This window comes from Nocardiopsis sp. NPDC055824 (assembly GCF_053616335.1).
Genome location: NZ_JBSHDN010000119.1, coordinates 1 through 19,753 on the forward strand (window position 1 = coordinate 1; position 19,753 = coordinate 19,753).

The following is a 19,753-nucleotide window of genomic DNA, read 5'->3' on the forward strand; positions in this document are numbered from 1 at the left end:
GCCCGGTCGAGGCCCGGTCCCGGCGCGGCGGCACGCGCCCGCGCCCCCTCGGCGTGTCCGGCCGTCCGCCCGCGCTGTTCTGCGGCGTGCTCCGGTACGCGACCGCCCGGAGGCGTCCCGGCCCAGGAGCCGGGCGGAGCCCGTGCACGGTCCCGGCGGGCCGTGATCCGCGCTGGTCACGGCGTCGGTGGACATACCGGGACGTTCTCTCTTTTCCCTGCAACGGGGAGGGGGCCGGTGCTAACGATGGGGTACCGACCCGCCCTCTCCCCCTTGGGAAACCCATGATGACCCTCGCACTCGTCCTTCTCCTCCTCTTCGCCATGGTGGGCGGCGCCGTGCTCGCCGCCCGGAGGTTCCGCGTCAGCGACGAGTCCTCGGGCGGCGCCGTCGGCGTCGTCATCGCCCCCTGCGCACTCGCGCTGTACCTCGTGGCGGCCGCCATGGGGGTGGTGATCGCCTGGGAGGACTACACGGCGGCGGAGGACGGCGTGGCCGCGGAGGCCGGTGCGGCCCAGGCGCTGTACTGGAGCACCACCGCCTTCCCCGAGGACGAGGCGGAGGTGGTGCGCGACCAGCTGCGCCACTACCTGACCACCGTCGTGGAGGAGGACTGGCCCCGGATGGAGCGGGACGGGGAGCTGAGCGCCGAGGGCGACGACGCCCTCGCCGTCCTGGCCGCGTCGGTCCGGGTGCTGTCGGTCTCCGACACGGGGGACGGCCTGGACCGGCTGACCGCCCGGCAGGAGATCACCAACCTCAGCGACGCGCGCATCGAGCGCGGCAACGCGGCGGGGGACGGGGTCCCGTCCATCCTGCTCGTCATCGCGGCGGTCTCCGCCGTGGCCCTCGCGGTCCTGCCGTTCGTCATGATCGAGCGGGGGGCGAAGGTGGCCTACTTCTGGGCGTCGGTGAACCTCGTGTTCGTGTTCGCCACGACCCTGCTGCTCTTCTACCTGGGCACCCCGTTCACCGAGGTCCTGGCCAACGATCCCGAGGGGATCGAGGCGGCGCTGGCCGCCTTCGACCTGGCCGACGACGCGATCGGCGCGCGCTAGCCGTCCGCCCGTGGCCCCGCTCCCTTCACCGTGATCTTGTACTTATAGCGAGGTTGGACGCCGAGAACGTCTATAAGTACAAGATCATCGGGGGCGGGGCCTGTCTCCCGCACGCCACCAGGCCGCAGACCCGGGGCGGGCCCCGCCCGCCGGGGCGGCCCGCTCAGGCGGACGCGCGCGCGGCGGCGCGGCCCCCGCCCGCGGCGGCGGCGACCGCCACGACGGCCACGATCACCATGGTCCGCAGGGGTGTGAAGGCGCCGCCGGAGTCCTGGGCCGAGACCGCGGAGGTGTCCGCGAGGACCTCCTCGCGGGCGGCCTCGACCGCCTCGGGCCCGTCCTGCGGATCCGCCGGATCCGCGGGGTCGGCCGGATCCGCCGGGTCCGCCGCGGGCGCCCCGGAGGGCTCCGCCGCCGCGGGCTCCTGCTCCCGCGGCCCCGGGGCGGGCTCCCCGGGGGGCGCGGCCCCGCCGGGCGGCTCCTCCTCCGGTTCCTCCGGGGGCGGCGGCTCCTCCGGCCGCTCGGGCTCCTCCGGGACCGGGGGGACCTCGGGTTCGGGCGGGGGAGGGGGCGGGTCGTAGGGCGGGCACGCGGGGGCCTCGCCGTGGTGGACCAACACCCGCACGCCGTTGGCGCACACCAGGACGTACGATCCCGCCCGGACCTCCACCAGGGCGCCGGGGGCGTTGACGCTCACCCCCGACGGGCCGACGTCGACGGAGGCGCCTCCGCCGTGCACGCCCACCCCCGAGGGGCCCGCGTCCACGGAGGGGTTCTCCTCGCCGGCGAGGGAGGGGGTCGCGCCGCAGGCGAACAGCAGCGCGCTCGCCGCGAGCAGGGAGGGAAGGGCGTGACGGGAGGCAAACACGTTACTCCTCGTGGCGCGATCAGGTCATGGAGTGATCGTACGGGGTCGGCGCCGACCCCGCCCACGAAACCGCGGGTTCAGGGGGAGTGCAGCCGCAGCACCGCGTGCTCGGCCCAGTCGGGGGGACGCGTCAGCCCGGACACGGCCATCATCGTCCCGAACGCCAGCGGTATGGTCCACGCCGCGGGCTGGGCCAGCAGCACCGTCACCCACCCGGCGGGGGTCGTGAACAGGATCGACCAGCCGACCGCGCCCGTCGCGGTCACCGCCCCCACGGCCAGCCCGGACGCCGCCCCGGCCAGTGTGAGCCGCCGCCACCAGATCCCCAGCACCAGCAGCGGGCAGAACGTCGACGCCGCCACCGTGAACGCCCACACCACGAGCACGTTGATGTCGATCATCTGCGCGGGCAGCGCGAGCAGCACCGCCACACCGGCGCCGACCACCACGGCCAGCCGCAGCCTGGGCACGCTCCCCTGGAACAGGTCGTGCGACAGCCCGCCCGCGAGGGCCAGCAGGAGCCCCGAGGAGGTGGACAGGAACGCGCCGAAGGCCCCCGCCGCGACCAGGGCCGTCAGCACCGTCCCCACCGATCCCGGCACCGCCTGGGCGGGCAGCACCACCGCGACCGTGTCGGTCCCCTGGAGCAGGACCAGCTGCGGGGTGAGCACCCGGCCGAGCAGGCCGTACACCATCGGGAACAGGTAGAACAGTCCGAGCAGGGCGATCACGCCCACCGCCACGCGCCGCGCCGTGCGCGCCGTGGGGCTGGTGTGGAAGCGCATGATGACGTGCGGCAGGCCCATGCAGCCGAACGTGATCGCCAGCAGCGTCGACCACGTCTCGAAGAGCGGGTAGCCCCCCACGTCCAGGAGCGGGGTGCTCCACCGCTCGCTGCCCAGCTCGGGGAGTCCGTCGGGGTGCGGGATCGTCGCGCCCTCGGGGAAGACGTACTCGGTGCCCTGCCCGACCGTGTGCTCCCCCGCGGAGAGCTCCACCCCGTCGCCCGAGGGGGTCGTCACCGTCACGGGCTCGTCCAGGCTGAAGTCGGTGTCCACGGTGAACTCCACCGGGGTCGCCTCCGGGAAGTGGGTGCCCCACTCGGGGTTGAGCGCCTCCGCCCGGGTCTCCGGGCCGGCGTGCACCACCAGGTAGATCGCGGGGACGGCGATGAACGCGAGTTTGACGACGTAGTGGAAGGCCTGCACGTAGGTGGCCGAGCGCATGCCGCCCGCGGCGATCGAGCCGCTCACCACCACCCCCGCGAGCAGCACGCCCACCCAGTAGGGCGTTCCGCTGACCAGGCTCAGCACCACCCCCGCCCCCTTGAACTGGGGGACCAGGTACAACAGCATGATCACCAGGACGACCAGCCCGCACAGCTTGCGCAGGCGCGGCGCGCCCAGCCTGTACTCGGCGAAGTCCGGCACGGTGAACGCCCCCGACCTGCGCATCGGACCGGCCACGAGCGCCACGACCGCGACGTACCCCGCCGCGAACCCGACCGCGTACCACATGGTGCCCAGGCCGTTCTTGAGCAGCAGGCCGGAGAGCCCCAGCACGGACGCGGCGGACAGGTACTCGCCGGCGATCGCGAGCGCGTTCCAGTTGGGGGAGACGCGGCGGGAGGCCACCAGGAAGTCGGAGGTCGAGCGGGCGGCGCGCACCCCGTAGACACCGATGACCAGGCTCGTCACCAGGACGAGGCCTATCGCCAGGACGGAGGTCACCGCTTCCGTCCCGGGTCCTCGTCCCGCCTCGGCGCCTCCCGTGCCGCACGCCGCTCGACGCGCTCGGCGGAGCGGACGTGCCACAGCGCCAGGCCGAACAGCAGCGGGTAGATCCCCGCGGCCAGGAGCAGCCACGACAGCGGCACGCCCCCCAGCCGGACGTGGCCGAGCACGGGGAAGGCGGCGAAGGCGCCGCTCACCCCGAACAGCAGGACCGTCAGCAGGGCCACGGTGCGCACGGCGGTCCGCCGCTGGGCGTGGAACAGCTTCCGGGCCGCCTCGGTGTCCACCGGGCCGGGGATCGGCAGGAGGTGCTGGGCGGGCCGGTTGCCCCGGGCGAGCGCGATCCGGGTCTGCGGGCTGGTCAGCTTCTCACGGCGCGGGCTCATGGCTCCTGCCGGTGGGGCTGGTCGTGCTCACCGTCCCTGGACCGCGACACCGCCGCGCCCTGCGCGTTCGCCGAGCGGCCGAGCTGGTCGCGCCGGGCCGCCTCCAGCAGCTGGGCCCGGAGGTGGCGGCCGTGGCGGCGGCTCACGGGGACGTCACCGGCGGGGGTCCCGGCGACCAGGCCGGACGAGGAGGTCACCCGCAGGTCCCGCACCCACGGGATGGCGACGAGGAACCCCCGGTGGACGCGGACGAACCCCGCCGACTCCCACACCTCCTCCAGGTAGGACAGGGAGAGGCGGATGAGGTGGGTGCCGTCGGAGGTGTGGAGCCGGACGTAGTCGCCCTGGGCCTCCACGAACTGCACGTCGTCGCGTTTGACGAACACCGTGCGCCGCCCCGTGTCGATCTGCACCACGTGGAGGTCCTCCGCGGGGGGCGCGGCCCCGGCGGGCCGGCGCAGCTGGGCTATGCGGCCCACGGCCTCGGCCAGGCGCTCGGGGCGGATCGGTTTGAGCAGGTAGTCCACGGCCCCGATGCCGAACGCCTCCACGGCGTGGGTCTCGGAGGCGGTCACGAACACGATGGAGGGCGGTTCGGACAGCACGCTCAGCACGCGCGCCACGTCCATGCCGTTCAGTCCGGGCATGAGGATGTCCAGGAACGCGGCGTCGATCGTGGTCGTCCCCAGCAGCCGCACGGCGGCGGCCCCGTTGTCGGCCGCGTGGACCTCGGCGACCTCGGGCATGTCGGCCAGCAGCGACGCCATCTCCTGGCGGGTGGACGCCTCGTCCTCGACGACCAGCACCCGCAGCTCGGGCTTCACTGGGCGACCACCCCCCGGGTGAACCTCGGTACGCGCACGGTCACCTTCGTCCCCTCCCCAGGCGCGGTCTCGATCACCAGACCGTACTCGGGTCCGTAGACGGCCCGCAGCCGCTGGTCGACGTTGGCCAGCCCGACGCTGCGCGACTCGGGCCCGGTCCCCGCCAGCAGGGAGCGGGCCAGGTCCGGGTGCATGCCCACCCCGTCGTCCTCGATCTCGATCACGCACAGCGGTCCCTCGCCGAACCCGGAGACGCTGATGTGCCCCGTGCCCTCCTTGCGCTCCAGCCCGTGCCGGATCGCGTTCTCCACGATCGGCTGCACCACCAGGAAGGGGATCGCCACGGGCAGCACCTCGGGCGCCATGCGCACGGTGATGTCCAGGCGGTCGTGGAAGCGGGCCCGCTGGAGTTCGAGGTAGGTCTGGGTGGCCTCCAGCTCGTCGGAGACGGTCGCGTAGTCGCCCTTCTCGGAGAAGCCGTAGCGCAGGTAGTCGGCGAAGTCCGACAGCAGGTGGCGCGCCCGGTCGGGGTCGGTGCGCACCAGCGCGGCGATCACCGCGAGGGCGTTGTGCACGAAGTGGGGGGAGATCTGGGCGCGGAGCGTGCGCAGGTCGGCGGCGGCGATCCGGTCGCGGGTGCGGCGCAGCGCCGCGTGGTCGAGGGCGTCGGACACCAGCGCCGCGGCGGCCTCGACGTCGGCCTCCGCGGGGCGGCCGGACACGACCAGGGCCCCCGCCAGCTCGTCGGCCACGGTCAGGGGAACCGCGCACACGGAGGCCCCCTCCGGGAGGCGCCTGCGGGCGTTGCCGCCGTACTCGAAGACCTGGGCGAGCAGCCCCGCCACGTCATCGGCGTCGAACCGGGCGCCGTGGGAGGCGACCGGCCCGTCGAGGTCGGCGAGGACGACGCCGTCGGCGGCGAGGAGGCGGGACAGCCTCCGGGCGGCGGAGAAGACGCCCCTCCCGTGCAGCCCGTCCTGGAGGTCGACGCTGAGGGCGTGGACCTGGCGCATCAGATCGACGCCCGCCCTCTGCTCCGACGGCGCGGGGCGCCGTCGGGAGGGGGATATCCGCGACAGCCACCGGTACGACACGGACTGACCATATCCCAGCAAAATGTGTCAACGCTCACGTGTCGGGGGTCACCTTTCCTGATTCTGCCAGGGCCGACCGGGTGCTCGCCCCGCGGGCGCGCCTCGGGCCCGCCACCCGGTGAGGGGTGACGGGCCCGGGACGGGAGGACTCGGGGCGGCGGCCGGACCGGGGACGGGAGGGGCCCCGGCGGGAGTGAGTCGACGGCCGCCCGAGTCCGGTGGCGGGCGGTGTGCCGCTCGGTCTAGTGGTCGGAGGCCTTCTCCGCGCCCGCGCCGGACAGGGCACGGACCTGGAGCTGGGCGAACTTCGCGAAGTCCTGCTCCTTGGAGGTCAGTGTGCCGACGACGGCGCACAGGAGGCCCAGAGGCACGGAGAACAGTGCCGGGTTGGGCATCGGGAACCAGGCGAAGTCCATGGTGGGGATCAGGGCGGTCTCGGAGCCGGACACGACCGGCGAGAAGAACACCAGGCCCACCGCGCTGATCAGGCCGCCGTAGATGCCGGCGATCGCACCGCGGGTGTTGAACCGCTTCCAGAACAGGCTGAGCAGGATCGTCGGCAGGTTGGCCGAGGCGGCGATGGCGAAGGCCAGGGCCACCAGGAAGGCCACGTTGAGGCCCTGGGCGAACACCGCCAGGACGACCGCGACGAGGCCGATGCCCGCGGCGGACAGCCGCGCGACCCGGACCTCCTCGTTGTCGGTCGCCTTCCCCTTGCGCAGGACCGAGTTGTAGAAGTCGTGCGCGAGGGAGGAGGACGAGGCGATGACCAGGCCGGCGACCGTGGACAGGATCGTCGCGAACGCGACCGAGGCGATGAGCGCGAGCAGGATCGCCCCCACCATCTCGCCGCCGAACCGCTCTCCGACGGCCTGGGCGAGCTGGGGCGCCGCCGCGTTGCCCGCCGCGTCCTGCGTGGTGATGGCCTCGTGGCCGACGATCGCCGCCGCACCGAAGCCCAGGACCAGGGTGAACAGGTAGAAGGTGCCGATGAGGCCGATCGCCCAGTTCACGGACTTACGGGCCGTCATGGAGTCGGGCACCGTGTAGAAGCGGATGAGGATGTGCGGCAGGCCGGCCGTGCCCAGGACCAGGGCCATGCCCAGGCTGACCAGGTCGAGCTTGTTCCACATGGTCTGGAGCGCGTCGCCCGGGACCTCCACGCCGTAGCGCAGGCCGGGTTCCAGGAACGCCGCGCCCCGGCCGCTGGCCTCGGCCGCGTCGTTCATCAGGGAGCCGAAGTTGAACCCGTAGATCGACAGGGTCAGCAGGACCAGCAGGGCGGCGCCGGTCATCAGCATGATGGCCTTGATGATCTGGACCCAGGTGGTGCCCTTCATGCCGCCGAAGGACACGTAGATCGTCATCAGCATGCCGACCACGACGATGCCGACGATCTTGGCGGTCTCACCCGACATGCCGAGGTAGGTCTCCCCGGGCTGGATGCCCATGAGCAGGGAGATCAGCGCGCCCGCGCCGACCATCTGCGCGAGGAGGTAGAAGATCGACACGGTGACCGTGGAGACGGCCGCGGCGGTCCGCACCGGGCGCTGCTGCATCCGGTAGGAGAGCACGTCGCCCATGGTGTAGCGGCCGGAGTTGCGCAGCAGTTCGGCGACCAGGAGCAGTGCCACCAGCCAGGCGACGAGGAAGCCGATGGAGTACAGGAAGCCGTCGTACCCGAACAGGGCGATCATGCCCGCGATGCCCAGGAAGGACGCGGCGGACATGTAGTCGCCCGCGATCGCGAAGCCGTTCTGGACGGCGCTGAAGCCGCGGCCCCCGGAGTGGAAGTCGGTGGCGCTGTGGGTGCGGCGGCTGGCCCACACGGTGATGTAGAGCGTCGCCGCGATGATGACGCTGAACAGGCCGATGGTGATCGCGCGGCTGCTGTCGCTGACCGCGGCGGTGTCGGCGAGGTACTGGACGCTGTCGAGGTTCACTTGCCGGTCCCCCCGTCACCGTTCTCCAGGGCCTCGCGCACGACGGCCGCGGCGGTGTCGAGCCGCTTGCGCGAGTAGGACGAGTAGAGGATGGCGATGCCGAAGGTCGTCACGAACTGGAGCACGCCGAAGACCAGTGCGAGGTTGACGTTCCCGAAGAGCTGCGTGCTCATGAGGTCGCGTGCGAACGCCGTCATGAACACGTACAGCAGGTACCAGGCCATGAACGCCAGGCTCATCGGGAAGATGAAGCTGTACAGGCTCTTCTTCAGAGTCTGGAACCGGGGGTCGCTGTGCATGGCGATGACGGCCGCCTCCGACAGCTGCTCTTCCGGGGATCCCTCCCCGGGCCCCGGGGGCGGGGTGGGCGGTTCTGGTGGGCGTTGTGTGGCCATGCTGGGTCGTACCTCCGGGGGATGGCGGGAACGGCCGCGCTGCCGGGAGCGCGCTTCCTTCGTGTGATCTGTATTACTCGGCACTGTAAGGAGTGGCACTCCGACCAAGGAGGGGGCGCGCCCGCGTGCGCGCCGAACGCGGGGGCGGAGCGTCGAACGGTCGCCCACCGTGCGACGAACGGTCGCGGCACGGGACGAACGGTCGCCGGACGGCCGGACACCGGTCCACCCGGGTCGGTGCGCCGGTCCGGTCCCCCACCCCGCGTGGTCCGGCCCCGCGCGGCGGGCGGTCCGCCCGGAGGGGGCGCGGCGGGGGCCGAGGCCGGCGCGCTGCCGGGCGGACCGGCCGGAGACGCCGCCGGTGCGGCGTGAGCGGGCGGGGCCGCACCCACGTGCGGTGGCGTACCTCTCCAGCGGCCCCGGAAGCCCGGCCCGCGCCCCCGGGTTGTAGGTTGCGAGGCATCACCGCCCGCGCGGCCCCGCCGCGCCGGCGCGATCCGTGAGACCCCGGACGAGGTGCGCCGTACCCGGTACGACAAGACGGCGCGTTCCTGCACGCACGTCATGGAGGTACGGGTCGATGGCCTGGGTTGTACTGGTGATCTCCGGTCTTCTGGAAACCGCGTGGGCGGCGGCGCTCCACGCCTCGCAGGGGTTCACGCGCCTGTGGCCGACGGTGGCCTTCGGCGCCGCCCTGACGCTGAGCATGGCCGGGCTGGCGTACGCGCTGCGGACCATCCCCCTGGGGACGGGCTACGCCGTCTGGGTGTCGATCGGCGTGGTCGGCACCGCGCTGGTCGGCATGTTCTTCCTGGGCGAGGGCTTCAGCCCGCTCAAGGGGCTCTGCCTGGTCCTCATCGTCGCCGGCGTGGTCGGGCTCAAGGTCCTGCACTGAGCCGGGCCGCCGGTCGGCGGGGGACCGGGACGGCGCGGACACGGGTCCGTTGCTCCGGTGCCCGGCCCGCGCCGTACGCCCGCCCGGGCACGGGGTCCGGCCGGGCGGTACTCCTGGTGCTCATGGGACGGCCTGTCCGATGCGGCGCGGGACGCCGCACCGGGCAGGCCGTGTCCGTCAGGACGGGGCGGTCGGGGGACGGCGCCGGGAGGCCCGACGCCTGTTGAGGTGCTCCGCGTGCTCCATGTACCGCTCGACCAGCTCGGCCGCCACCGGGTTGTGCCCGCGGACGCGCAGCAGCCAGTGCGGCGCGATCCTCTCGTGCAGCCACAGGAACCCGATGGTGAAGCCGAAGCTGAGCATCGCCTGGAGGGTCAGGAACGACAGCAGGGGCTCCCGGAGCACGGTGTCGTTCCCGAACACCAGTGCCACGGCGTAGGAGTCGAACAGGCGGGCGAGGGGGAAGCCCACCAGCCAGTACAGCGCGAGGGGGGCCACCGCGCCGACCGAGAACACGCCTCGGGCGAGCAGCACGCAGTACCCGGCCCCGAGCAGCGCGAGGGGGAGGCCGAGCGCCGCCCCCACCGTGGTGTTGAGCAGCGCGGGCAGGCCGGCCAACGCGCCGACGCCCGCGGCGAACAGCCCGGCGACGAGGCCGATCGCCGCCCCGGGCACCGCGACCTCGGCGTGGTGGAGGAGGGCGCCGGACGTTCTGGGGGAGACCTGGACGCCCATCAGTCCACCACGACCCCGAAGGCGAACAGCGAGTAGAAGAGCGCGCCGAGGTAGAACAGCGCGGCGAAGGCGATGACGGCGTTGGAGACGATGCCCGGCCGGATCGGCTTGGGCAGGGTGAGGTTGTTGACCAGCAGCAGCACCACGCAGTACGCGCCCATCGCGAACGCCGACAGGAACGCGAGCACGTCCAGGATCGCCGCGGGCCCGTCGGCGGGGCCGAAGAGCAGGACGAGGATGCCGAAGACGATCAGGCCCCACAGGAACATGGCGTACAGCTTCGAGACGCCGATCTTCTTGGCGCCCGGCACGAAGTTGTAGGTCATGTCGGCCTGGCCGCGCGAGAAGGAGTCGAACAGGCCCAGCGTGGCGTTGAGCCCGATGAGGGCGATGAAGCAGAAGAAGACGGTCCCCAGGACCGGGCTCCCCGCGGCGGAGAAGGAGCTGGCCATGGCGTCCAGGGAGGCGTCGCGGTCACCGGCCCGGATGAGGTCGGCCACGTTCGGGTCGAAACGGGCGGAGGCCTGGGCCAGGACGGTGAAGGAGATCGTCACCAGCATGGTGATGCCCCAGAACAGCACCATGGCGTCGAAGGTGACCCAGCGCCGCCAGCCCTTCCACTTCGCCATCTCCGCGGGGTCGGAGGTGTCGAACATGAAGCCGCGCGAGGGCATGGTCTCCTGTTCGCCGGAGTGCCGGAGCCCCCGGATCTGCGGGATGTGCGCGCCCATGCCGGCGCCCTTGTCGCGCAGGTGCAGGGTGTACCACATCTGCTGCATGCCGGAGGGTCCGGCGAAGGCGACGGAGCCGACGATGATCGGGAACCAGGCGGCCGTCATCGCCTCGGGCGGGAAGTAGCCGAACGCGAACATGCCGCTGATGGTGGAGGTGAGGTCGGAGAGGTTGCCGACCATCGCCGCGACCACGGACGTCCCGACGACCAGGAGGCCGATGCAGATGGAGAGCACGCTCTCCAACAGGTTGTAGATGACCTTCGCCAGCGTGAACACCACGCCGACGAGGAGCATCCCCGCGACCGCGGTCATCTGCCAGGGGATGCCGGTCACCCGCTCGAACGCGGAGGCGCCCGCGGAGAGGTGTCCCGGCCAGATGTAGACCAGGATCGCTGTGAGGAAGAAGAACCACATCAGCGGTTTGAACACGCGTGCCGCGCCGTAGAAGATGCTCTCGCCGGTCGCCATCGCGTAGCGCGACATCTCCAGCATGACCACGGCCTGCAGGGAGACGCCGACCAGGAACAGCCAGCGGATCTCGGGGCCGAACACGAGGACCAGCCTCGGCCACATGTAGGACTCGCCCATGCCGACGCCGAGGGCGACGAGGAACACGGTGGGCCCGAGGATGTGGATCGAGGGGGGAGCCTTCGGGAGGGGGCGGATGGGCATCGGCTCCAGCCGGCCCGCCTTCCACACGCGCTCCTCCTGCGGGGGAGCGCCACCGGCGGTGGTGGCCGTGGAGGACGTGTCGGACTCGACGGTGCTCGGCTGCCGCTGGGCGGGGACGAAGGGGATCTGCGAGTCGGTGGGGGACTTGTCGGCGGAACCCGGGGTACCGCCGGTCTCGGGGCGTGAGGAATCCATGGGTGGAACTCCCTGTGTGGGATGTGCGGATGCGAGCTGCTTGCTTGCATGGCGCCCCCGGGTGGTGCGGTCACCTCTCTGTCGGTGTGCGGGCGGACCGTCGCGGCCGGTGAGTGGCTGCGTCCGCGACGGAGGGTCCCGACGGCCTTGTGGCGGCGGCTCCGAGGCCGTCGGGATCAGGGGGTGGTGCGGCGGTGCGGTGGTGCCTGGGCCCGGCCGGCGCGGTGGGCGCCGGCCGGGCACTGGGTCAGAGTAGTCCTGCGGCGCGCGCCCAGCGATACTTCGCGCCGAGAATCTGCACGGGTTTCTCGGTCGTGTAGGGGAAGGCCACGATCCCGTGGTCGAACAGGTACTGCGAGGCCTCCTCCACCTCGGTGTCCCCGGAGAGGGAGGCCACCACGGGCTTGTCGATGCCCTTGGCCCTGGCCTCGGCCACGACCTCGCTGATCACCTTGGCGAAGACCATCGGCGGGGTGATGATGGTGTGCCAGTAGCCCAGGATCAGCGAGTGCACCCGCTCGTCCTCCAGGCCCAGCCTGACCGTGGCCTCGTAGGTCGAGGGGGGCTCGCCCCCGGTGATGTCGACCGGGTTCCCGGCCGCCCCGAAGGGCGGGATGAACGCCCGGAACGACGCGTCCAGGTCCGGCGGGATCTCGTACAGCGACATCCCGTTGTCGACCACGGCGTCGGAGAGCAGGACGCCCGATCCGCCCGCCCCGGTGATGATGACGACGTTCTCGCCCTTGGGCGTGGGCAGGACGGGCAGGGCGCGGCCGAACTCCAGCAGTTCGTTGAGCCCCGGCGCCCTGACCACCCCGGCCTGGCGCAGGATGTCGTCGTACACCTTGTCGTCCCCGGCGAGCGCCCCGGTGTGCGACCCGGCCGCGCGGGCGCCGGCGTCGGTGCGCCCGGCCTTGAGCACGATGACGGGCTTGTGCGGCACGACCTCGCGTGCGGCCTCGACGAAGGCGCGGCCGTCCTTGAGGTCCTCCAGGTGCATGGCGATGGCGTTGGTGTTCTCGTCCTGCCCGAAGAACGTGAGCAGGTCGTCCTCGTCGATGTCGGCCTTGTTGCCGACGCCGACGATGGCGGAGACCCCGGTGTTGGTGCTGCGGCTGTAGCCGAGGATGGCCATGCCGATGCCGCCGGACTGCGAGGTGAGGGCGGTGCCGCCGGCGACGTCGTAGGGGGTGCAGAACGTGGCCGACAGCTTCTCGGGCGTGTAGTAGTAGCCGTAGATGTTGGGGCCGAGGAGCCGGACGCCGTGCCTGCGGGCGATGGCCAGCACCTCGTCCTGCAGCTCCTGCTCACCGGTCTCGGCGAAGCCGGACGGGATGAGGATCGCCGCGGCGACCCCCTTCGCCCCGACCTCCTCCAGCGCGCCGGCGACGAACTTCGCGGGGATCGCGAAGACGGCCACGTCGACGTCGCCGGGGACGTCGAGGACGCTCGCGTACGCCTTGCGGCCGTACACCTCGGGGGCCTTGGGGTTGACCGGGTACACCTCGCCGGCGTACCCGCCGTCGACGATGTTCTTGATGACGGAGTGGCCGATCTTCCCGGCCTCGTTGGACGCGCCGATGATCGCGATCGACCGGGGCTTGAAGACCCGGTTCATCGCGCCGAGGATCTCGTCCCGGCCGAACGAGGCCGGCCGCTCGGCCGGGGTGAAGTCCAGGACGAAGCGCAGGTCGGCGGCCACGGCGGACGAGGGCCCGGCGAACACGGGGTTGAGGTCGGCCTCGGCGATCTCGGGGAAGTCGGTCACCAGGTCCGACAGCGCGCTGACGACCTCGGCGAGCCGCTCCTGGTCCACGCCCGGCCGGCCGCGCACACCGCGCAGCACCTCGGCGGCGCGGATGTCGCCGACCTGGGACAGCGCCTCCTCCTTGGAGATCGGCGCCATGCGGAAGGTGACGTCCTTCAGGACCTCGACCAGGACTCCGCCCAGGCCGAACACCACGATCTTGCCGAAGGTGGGGTCGGTGGTCGCGCCGACGAGGACCTCGACCTCGGGTCCGCCGCCGATCTGCTGCTGGATCTGGACGCCGTCGATCCTCGCGCCCGGGGTGTGGGCGAGGGCGTTGGCGACGATGCGGTGGTAGGCCTCGGAGACCTTCTCGGCGCTGTCCAGGCCGACCTCGACGCCGCCCGCGTCGGTCTTGTGCAGGATGTCGGGGGAGACGATCTTGGCCACGACGGGGAGGCCGAGGTCCTGGGCGAGGGAGGCGGCCTCCTCCGCGGAACGGGCCAGGGCCTCTCCGGGGATCGGGATGCCGTAGGCGTCGGCGAGGACGCGGCCCTCGGGGGCGGTGAGGGCGGTGCGGCCCTCGGCACGGGCCCGGTCGAGCACCTCGCGGACCGCTGAGCGGTCCCGGTCGGAACGCTCGGGGTTGTAGGCGGCCATGTCTTCAGATCACTCCGTTCGATTCGAGTTCGGCCAGGTCCTCGTCGGACAGCCCCAGTTCGCCGCGGTAGACCTCGGCGTTGTGCTCGCCGAGCAGCGGGGAGCGGACGACGTCCACCGGCGAGTCCGAGAGGCGGATCGGCGAGGACACGGTGCTGTAGGGCCCGCGCTCGGGGTGGTCGACGGTGGTGATGACACCGTTGGCCCGCAGGGTCGGGTCGTCGATGATCTCCCGGGTGGACATGATCGGGCCGCAGGGGATGTTGTGCGCGTTCAGCGCCGCCAGCACGTCCCACTTGGGGATCTGGGCGGTCCACTCCTCGATCAGGGAGAACATCTTGTCGAGCTTGTCCAGCCGGGCCTCGGGGGTGGACCACTCGGGGTCGTCGGCCAGTTCGGGCCGGTCGATGAGCCGGGTGATCGGCTCCCACCCGGCGGGCTGGACGATGACGTACACGTAGTCGTTGGGCCCGCCCGGGGCGGTGCGGACGGCCCAGCCGGGCTGGCCGCCGCCGGAGGCGTTGCCGGAGCGGGGGACCTCGTCGCCGAAGTCGTCGTTGGGGTACTCCGCCAGCGGCCCGTGCGCGAGCCTCTGCTGGTCGCGGAGCTTGACGCGGCACAGGTTGAGCACCGCGTCCTGCATGGCCACCTGCACGCGCTGGCCGCGCCCGGTGTGGGTGCGCTGGTACAGGGCCGCGAGGATACCGGCTACTGTATGCATGCCCGTGCCCGAGTCACCGATCTGCGCGCCCGTCGCCAGCGGCGGGCCCTCCTCGAACCCGGTGGTGCTCATCGAGCCGCCCATCGCCTGGGCGATCACCTCGTAGGCCTTGAAGTCGGCGTACGCGCCCGGCCCGAACCCCTTGATCGAGGCGTAGACCAGCCGGGGGTTGGCCTCGGAGAGCGCCTCCCAGGTGAACCCCATCCGGTCCAGCGCGCCGGGGGCGAAGTTCTCCACCAGGACGTCGCTGCGGCGCACGAGGTCCAGGAAGATCTCCTTGCCCCGGGGCTTCTTGGTGTTCAGGGTGATGCTCCGCTTGTTGGAGTTGAGCATCGTGAAGTACAGGCTGTCCACGTCGGGCCGGTCCCGGAGCTGGCGCCGGGTGATGTCGCCCGAGGTCGCCTCCACCTTGACCACGTCCGCGCCCATCCAGGCGAGGATCTGCGTCGCCGACGGCCCCGACTGGACGTGGGTCATGTCCAGGACGCGTACCCCGTCGAGTGCCTTGCCCATGGCTCTTCCTCTCTGGCTCGGCTACTTGTACATGGTCTGGTTCATCGTCCCCGGGGCGTAGACCTCGGGGTCGATCCAGACGTTGACGAGCGAGGGCTTGCCGGACTCGCGGGCGCGGCGCAGCGCCGGGGCGATGTCGGCCGGGTCGCGGACCTCCTCGCCGTGGCCGCCGAGCATCCTGGCGAACTCCGCGTAGTTCACGTCCCCCAGCGTGTTGCCGATCTCGCCGCGGTCCGCGCCGTACTTGGCGATCTGGCCGTAGCGGATCTGGTTCATCGACGAGTTGTTGCCGACGATGCCGACGAAGGGCAGGTCGAACCGGACGAGGGTCTCGAAGTCCCAGCCGGTGAGGCTGAACGCGCCGTCGCCGAAGAGCGCGACCACCTCCTTGTCCGGGCGGGCGTACTTGGCGGCCATCACGAACGGGACGCCGACGCCCAGCGTGCCGAGCGGCCCCGGGTCCATCCAGTGGCCCGGCGACTTGGGCTGGACCACCTGCCCGGAGAAGGTGACGATGTCGCCGCCGTCGCCGACGTAGATGGAGTCCTCGGTCAGGAACTGGTTGATCTCGCTGACCAGCCGGTAGGGGTGGATGGGCGTGGAGTCGGAGGTGAGCAGGTGCGCCCGCTTGTCCAGGGCGGTCTGCTCCTGGGTCCGCAGCTCCTCCAGCCAGGTCTTGCGGCTCTGGGAGCCGTTGTCCCCGTAGGCGGAGGTGGCCTGGAGCACCGAGGACAGGATGACGTCGGCGTCGCCGACGATCCCCAGGTCGATGTCCCGGTTCTTGCCGACGGTGGCGTAGTTGAGGTCGATCTGGACGACCGTGGCGTCGGGGGAGAGGCGCTTGCCGTAGCCCATGCGGAAGTCGAAGGGGGTACCGACGATGATGATCAGGTCGGAGTTGGTGAAGGCGTAGCGCCGGGAGAGCTGGAAGTGGTGGGGGTCGCCCGGCGCCAGCGTGCCCCGGCCGGCGCCGTTCATGTAGGCGGGGACGTTGAGCGCGCGGACCAGGTCGGTGGCCGACTGCGTGGCCCGGGTGGTCCACACCTGGTTGCCGAGCAGGATGCTCGGGCGCTCGGAGCGCACGAGCAGGTCGGCCAGGCGCTCGATCGCGTCGGGGTCGCCCGCCTGCCGCGTGGAGGCGCGGTACCGGCCCTTGGCGGGGATCCGCGCCTTGTCCAGGGGGACCGAGGCGTCGAGGACGTCGCGGGGGATCTCCAGGAAGGACGGGCCGGGGGCTCCGCTGTTCGCCTCGCGGAACGCCATCGAGACCATGTCGGCGACCCGCTCGGTGTGCGGCACGGTGGCGGCGAACTTGGAGATCGGGTTGATCATGTCCACGTGCGGCAGGTCCTGGAGCGAGCCCATCTTGTGCTGGCTCAGGGCGCCCTGGCCGCCGATGACCAGCATCGGGCTCTCGGCGCGGTAGGCGTTGGCGATGCCGGTGACCGCGTCCGTGGTCCCGGGGCCGGCGGTCACGACCGCGCATCCCGGCTTGCCGGTGATCCGCGCGTAGCCGTCGGCGGCGTGCGCCGCGACCTGCTCGTGGCGGACGTCGACCACGTCGATGCCCTCGTCGGCGCATCCGTCGTAGATGTCGATGATGTGTCCGCCGCAGAGCGTGAAGATGACGTCGACGCCCTCGGCCTTGAGGGCCTTGGCCACCAGGTGGCCTCCGGAGATCGCGGTCTTCTCGCTGGTGGTGGATTCGGTGGTTCCCTTGCCGTCGGCCATCGGTACGACGACCCCTTTCGTGCGGTGCGGGCGGGCTGCGTCCTCGGGGACGCTGTTGCCGGGATACTGTATACCGTGTACGTCACATTGGAGCACGGCGTCGCGGCGGTGTCCAGACCCCGTGTGGGGCCGGTGTGGTCCGTACCGGGAGCGGGCGCCGGAGCAGGGCCGCGAGCAGCGCCGCGACCCCGCACAGGGCACCCGCTCCGACCAGGCCCGTCGGCCAGGCGGCGGGCGGCGCCGTCGCCAGGAGCAGCGCCGCCCCGCCGACGCCGACCAGTCCGCCGACCGCCTTCGAGCTGTAGACCAGGCCGTGGATGCCGGCGGTCCACCGCGAGCCGAAGTGCCCCTCGGTGATCGCGCGGGTCAGCGGGTAGCAGGAGCCGGTGCCCGCGCCCGCCGCCAGCGCCAGGAGCACCGCGGCGGCGGGGGGTCCGGCGGAGGTGGGCGCGGCGAGGCCGGTCAGCGCGAGCGCCGCGGCCCCCAGCAGCAGGGCGAGGATCCGGCGCCGGCCGGTCCGCTCGGCCACCGCGCCCGCGGCCAGGCGCCCCAGTCCGCTGCCGGCGGCGAAGGCCGCGATCGCCGGGGCGACGGCGGTCGGGGGGTGGCCGCCCTCCACGAGGAGCACCGGCAGCGCGGCGAGGACGAACAGCCCGCCGGCCCCGGAGAGGGCGACGACCGCGTGCAGGAGCGGCAGCGACCCGCCGGCCGTCCACGCCTGGGCGTGGGTGAAGTCGGTGGCCGGGGGCGGGTCGGCGCCCCGGCGCAGGGCGACGGCGCGCGGGTCGGGCGCCCCCGGCGGCCACCACCGCGGCGGGGCGGAGCGCTGGCCCGCGCCGCCGGCGACCCCCAGGACCAGGACCAGCGCCGCCAGCGACGCGCAGGCCCAGGGCAGCGAGGCGGGGGACGTCCCGGCCGCGATCGCGGGGAGGAGGGGGACCGAGCCCAGGGCGAAGGCGCCGCCCACGGCCCCCGAGCGCACGGTCCGCCGGTCGGGGAACCAGCCGCCGACCAGGTCCGTGCAGGAGTGGTAGACGAGTCCGGCGCCCGCGCCGCCGAGGACCCCGTAGCCCAGGACGGCCGCGGCGAGTCCGGAGGAGGCGCCGAGCACGACCAGCGCCGCCGCGCACAGCAGCGCGCCGGTCTGGATCAGCGCCCCGGCCCGCAGTTCCCGCCGTCTCCCCAGCCGGTGCAGCGCCGGGGCGCAGGCGCCCTGGACCAGGGTCCACACGAGGAACGGGAGCAGGGCGGCGGCGGGGGACCAGCCGTGCGCGGCGACCAGGGTCGGGACCGCCGCGCCGTAGCCGAACTGGAGCACCCCGACCGCCGCGGCCGCGACCAGCGCGCGGGCGAGGACGACGGAGCGGGGCACGCCGGTCAGCGTGCGTGCGGACGGGCCGACGGAGTAGCGCCTGCCGCGCCAGTCGCGCACCTCCTCCCGGTCGGGGACGGAGGGCGGAGGGTGTCCGGGGGAGTGGGGGCTGCGCATGGCGACACCTCCTTGTATGCAGTATGCAAAGTTCTCGGCGCCCTGGGAAGGGGTGGCGCAGGACACATTTTCGGCCGAAGGAGTATTGAATACTGCATACAGTATGGAGTATCACTGAAGGGGACACGACAACCACGTCATGAGGAGGCCAGGTGGATCTCCACGAGTACGAGGCCAAACAGCTCTTCGGGGAGTACGGCGTCCCCCTCGTCGAGGGCGAGATCGCGGACACCCCCGAGCAGGCGCGGCTGGCGGCCGGGCGCATCGGTCACCGGGTGGTGGTGAAGGCGCAGGTCAAGACCGGTGGTCGCGGCAAGGCCGGCGGCGTGAAGGTCGCCGAGGGCCCCGAGGACGCCCGGGCCAGGGCCGAGCAGATCCTCGGCATGGACATCAAGGGCCACACGGTCCACCGTGTCCTGGTCGAGGAGGCCTCCGAGATCGCGGAGGAGTACTACTTCTCCTTCCTGCTGGACCGCGCGAACCGCAATTTCCTGTCGATCTGCTCCAAGGAGGGCGGCATGGAGATCGAGGAGGTCGCCGTCACCAACCCCGACGCGGTCGTGCGCACGCCGGTCGGGCCGGAGGGGGTGGACCAGGCCGCCGCGCTGGAGATCTGCCGTGCCGCCGGACTCCCCGAGGAGGTGCGCGACTGCGCCGCCCAGGTGATCACCCGCCTCTGGGCGGTCGCCGCGGGGGAGGACGCCACCCTCGTCGAGGTCAACCCCCTGGTCCGCACGGCCGACGGCCGGATCGTCGCCCTCGACGGCAAGGTCACTCTGGACGAGAGCGCGGGCTTCCGCCACCCCGAGCGCGTCCCCTTCACGAACGGCTCCGACGTCGACGACCGGGAGCGCAGGGCGAAGGAGAAGGGCCTGAACTACGTCAAGCTCGACGGCGAGGTCGGGATCATCGGCAACGGCGCGGGCCTGGTCATGTCCACGCTGGACGTGGTGGCCTACGCCGGCGAGGAGCACGGCGGGGTCAAGCCCGCGAACTTCCTCGACATCGGCGGCGGCGCCTCCGCCGAGGTGATGGCCGACGGCCTGGAGATCATCCTGGGCGACCCGGCGGTCAAGAGCGTGTTCGTCAACGTCTTCGGTGGCATCACCGCCTGCGACGCGGTCGCCAACGGCATCGTGCAGGCGCTGGAGCTGCTGGAGGGCCGCGGTGACGATTCGGGTTCCAGCGGGACCGGCAAGCCGCTGGTGGTGCGACTGGACGGCAACAACGCCGAGCTGGGCCGCCAGATCCTCGACGAGCGCGCACACCCGGCCGTTCGGCGGGTCGACACGATGGACGGCGCCGCCGCTCAGGCCGCCGAGCTCGCGGCGAAGTAGGAGACGGAACACACCATGGCTAT

The 19,753-nt window shown here is 72.4% G+C and carries 16 protein-coding genes and 1 riboswitch; of the genes, 3 read left to right on the top strand and 13 right to left on the bottom strand.

Annotated features, from left to right (window positions below; translation table 11 throughout):
* Window positions 1–284: 284 nt before the first annotated feature.
* Complete coding sequence (locus tag ACWGL3_RS21385) at window positions 285–1,058, top strand: bestrophin-like domain (RefSeq protein WP_267947985.1); 774 nt, start codon at window positions 285–287, stop codon at window positions 1,056–1,058.
* A 163-nt stretch (window positions 1,059–1,221) separates the two neighbouring features.
* On the opposite strand, the gene ACWGL3_RS21390 is transcribed toward ACWGL3_RS21385, so the two are convergent.
* The 7 genes from ACWGL3_RS21390 to ACWGL3_RS21420 form a co-directional block, all read right to left on the bottom strand.
* Complete coding sequence (locus tag ACWGL3_RS21390) at window positions 1,222–1,926, bottom strand: hypothetical protein (protein ID WP_267947986.1); 705 nt, start codon at window positions 1,924–1,926, stop codon at window positions 1,222–1,224.
* Between the two features lie 77 nt (window positions 1,927–2,003).
* Window positions 2,004–3,656 (bottom strand): sodium/solute symporter, encoded by a 1,653-nt coding sequence (locus ACWGL3_RS21395; RefSeq protein WP_267947987.1) that lies wholly within the window; start codon window positions 3,654–3,656, stop codon window positions 2,004–2,006.
* Entirely contained in the window at window positions 3,653–4,045 is a 393-nt protein-coding gene (locus ACWGL3_RS21400; RefSeq protein WP_267947988.1) for a hypothetical protein, read from the bottom strand. Before ACWGL3_RS21400 ends, ACWGL3_RS21395 begins: the two co-directional genes overlap by 4 nt.
* Window positions 4,042–4,869 carry a LytR/AlgR family response regulator transcription factor gene (locus ACWGL3_RS21405; RefSeq protein WP_267947989.1) on the bottom strand — a complete coding sequence of 276 codons (828 nt, stop codon included), beginning with the start codon at window positions 4,867–4,869 and terminating at the stop codon, window positions 4,042–4,044. Before ACWGL3_RS21405 ends, ACWGL3_RS21400 begins: the two co-directional genes overlap by 4 nt.
* Complete coding sequence (locus ACWGL3_RS21410) at window positions 4,866–5,882, bottom strand: sensor histidine kinase (protein WP_267950236.1); 1,017 nt, start codon at window positions 5,880–5,882, stop codon at window positions 4,866–4,868. Before ACWGL3_RS21410 ends, ACWGL3_RS21405 begins: the two co-directional genes overlap by 4 nt.
* Window positions 5,883–6,205: 323 nt before the next feature.
* On the bottom strand, window positions 6,206–7,906 hold the full coding sequence (locus tag ACWGL3_RS21415) for a solute symporter family protein (protein ID WP_267947990.1): 1,701 nt from the start codon (window positions 7,904–7,906) through the stop codon (window positions 6,206–6,208).
* Window positions 7,903–8,301, bottom strand: a complete 399-nt coding sequence (locus ACWGL3_RS21420) for a DUF485 domain-containing protein (protein WP_267947991.1) — start codon at window positions 8,299–8,301, stop codon at window positions 7,903–7,905. The genes ACWGL3_RS21415 and ACWGL3_RS21420 overlap by 4 nt, the downstream gene beginning before the upstream one ends.
* Window positions 8,302–8,787: 486 nt before the next feature.
* Window positions 8,788–8,851: riboswitch (guanidine-III (ykkC-III) riboswitch) on the top strand.
* Window positions 8,852–8,881: 30 nt separating this feature from the next.
* Between ACWGL3_RS21420 and ACWGL3_RS21425 the strand changes: the two genes are divergently transcribed.
* A complete protein-coding gene (locus tag ACWGL3_RS21425; protein ID WP_267947992.1) occupies window positions 8,882–9,196 on the top strand; it encodes a DMT family transporter in 315 nt (104 codons plus the stop codon).
* Between the two features lie 177 nt (window positions 9,197–9,373).
* Here ACWGL3_RS21425 and ACWGL3_RS21430 read toward each other — a convergent pair whose 3' ends face one another.
* The 6 genes from ACWGL3_RS21430 to ACWGL3_RS21455 form a co-directional block, all read right to left on the bottom strand.
* Window positions 9,374–9,931 carry a hypothetical protein gene (locus tag ACWGL3_RS21430; RefSeq protein ID WP_267947993.1) on the bottom strand — a complete coding sequence of 186 codons (558 nt, stop codon included), beginning with the start codon at window positions 9,929–9,931 and terminating at the stop codon, window positions 9,374–9,376.
* The gene (locus ACWGL3_RS21435; protein ID WP_267947994.1) at window positions 9,931–11,532 is read right to left on the bottom strand and encodes an Nramp family divalent metal transporter; all 1,602 of its coding nucleotides are present in this window, start codon (window positions 11,530–11,532) and stop codon (window positions 9,931–9,933) included. The genes ACWGL3_RS21430 and ACWGL3_RS21435 overlap by 1 nt, the downstream gene beginning before the upstream one ends.
* 247 nt (window positions 11,533–11,779) lie before the next feature.
* A complete protein-coding gene (locus ACWGL3_RS21440) occupies window positions 11,780–13,939 on the bottom strand; it encodes an acetate--CoA ligase family protein (protein WP_452461717.1) in 2,160 nt (719 codons plus the stop codon).
* Between the two features lie 4 nt (window positions 13,940–13,943).
* Window positions 13,944–15,173 (bottom strand): formyl-CoA transferase, encoded by a 1,230-nt coding sequence (frc, locus tag ACWGL3_RS21445; protein WP_452461718.1) that lies wholly within the window; start codon window positions 15,171–15,173, stop codon window positions 13,944–13,946.
* A gap of 21 nt (window positions 15,174–15,194) precedes the next feature.
* Complete coding sequence (locus ACWGL3_RS21450) at window positions 15,195–16,904, bottom strand: thiamine pyrophosphate-binding protein (RefSeq protein ID WP_267947997.1); 1,710 nt, start codon at window positions 16,902–16,904, stop codon at window positions 15,195–15,197.
* 82 nt (window positions 16,905–16,986) lie between these two features.
* Window positions 16,987–18,393, bottom strand: coding sequence for an MFS transporter (locus ACWGL3_RS21455; RefSeq protein ID WP_452461719.1), 1,407 nt, complete (start codon window positions 18,391–18,393; stop codon window positions 16,987–16,989).
* 152 nt (window positions 18,394–18,545) lie between these two features.
* On the opposite strand from ACWGL3_RS21455, the gene sucC reads away from it, so the two are divergent.
* On the top strand, window positions 18,546–19,730 hold the full coding sequence (gene sucC / locus ACWGL3_RS21460) for an ADP-forming succinate--CoA ligase subunit beta (RefSeq protein WP_452461720.1): 1,185 nt from the start codon (window positions 18,546–18,548) through the stop codon (window positions 19,728–19,730).
* The last annotated feature ends 23 nt before the right edge of the window (window positions 19,731–19,753 follow it).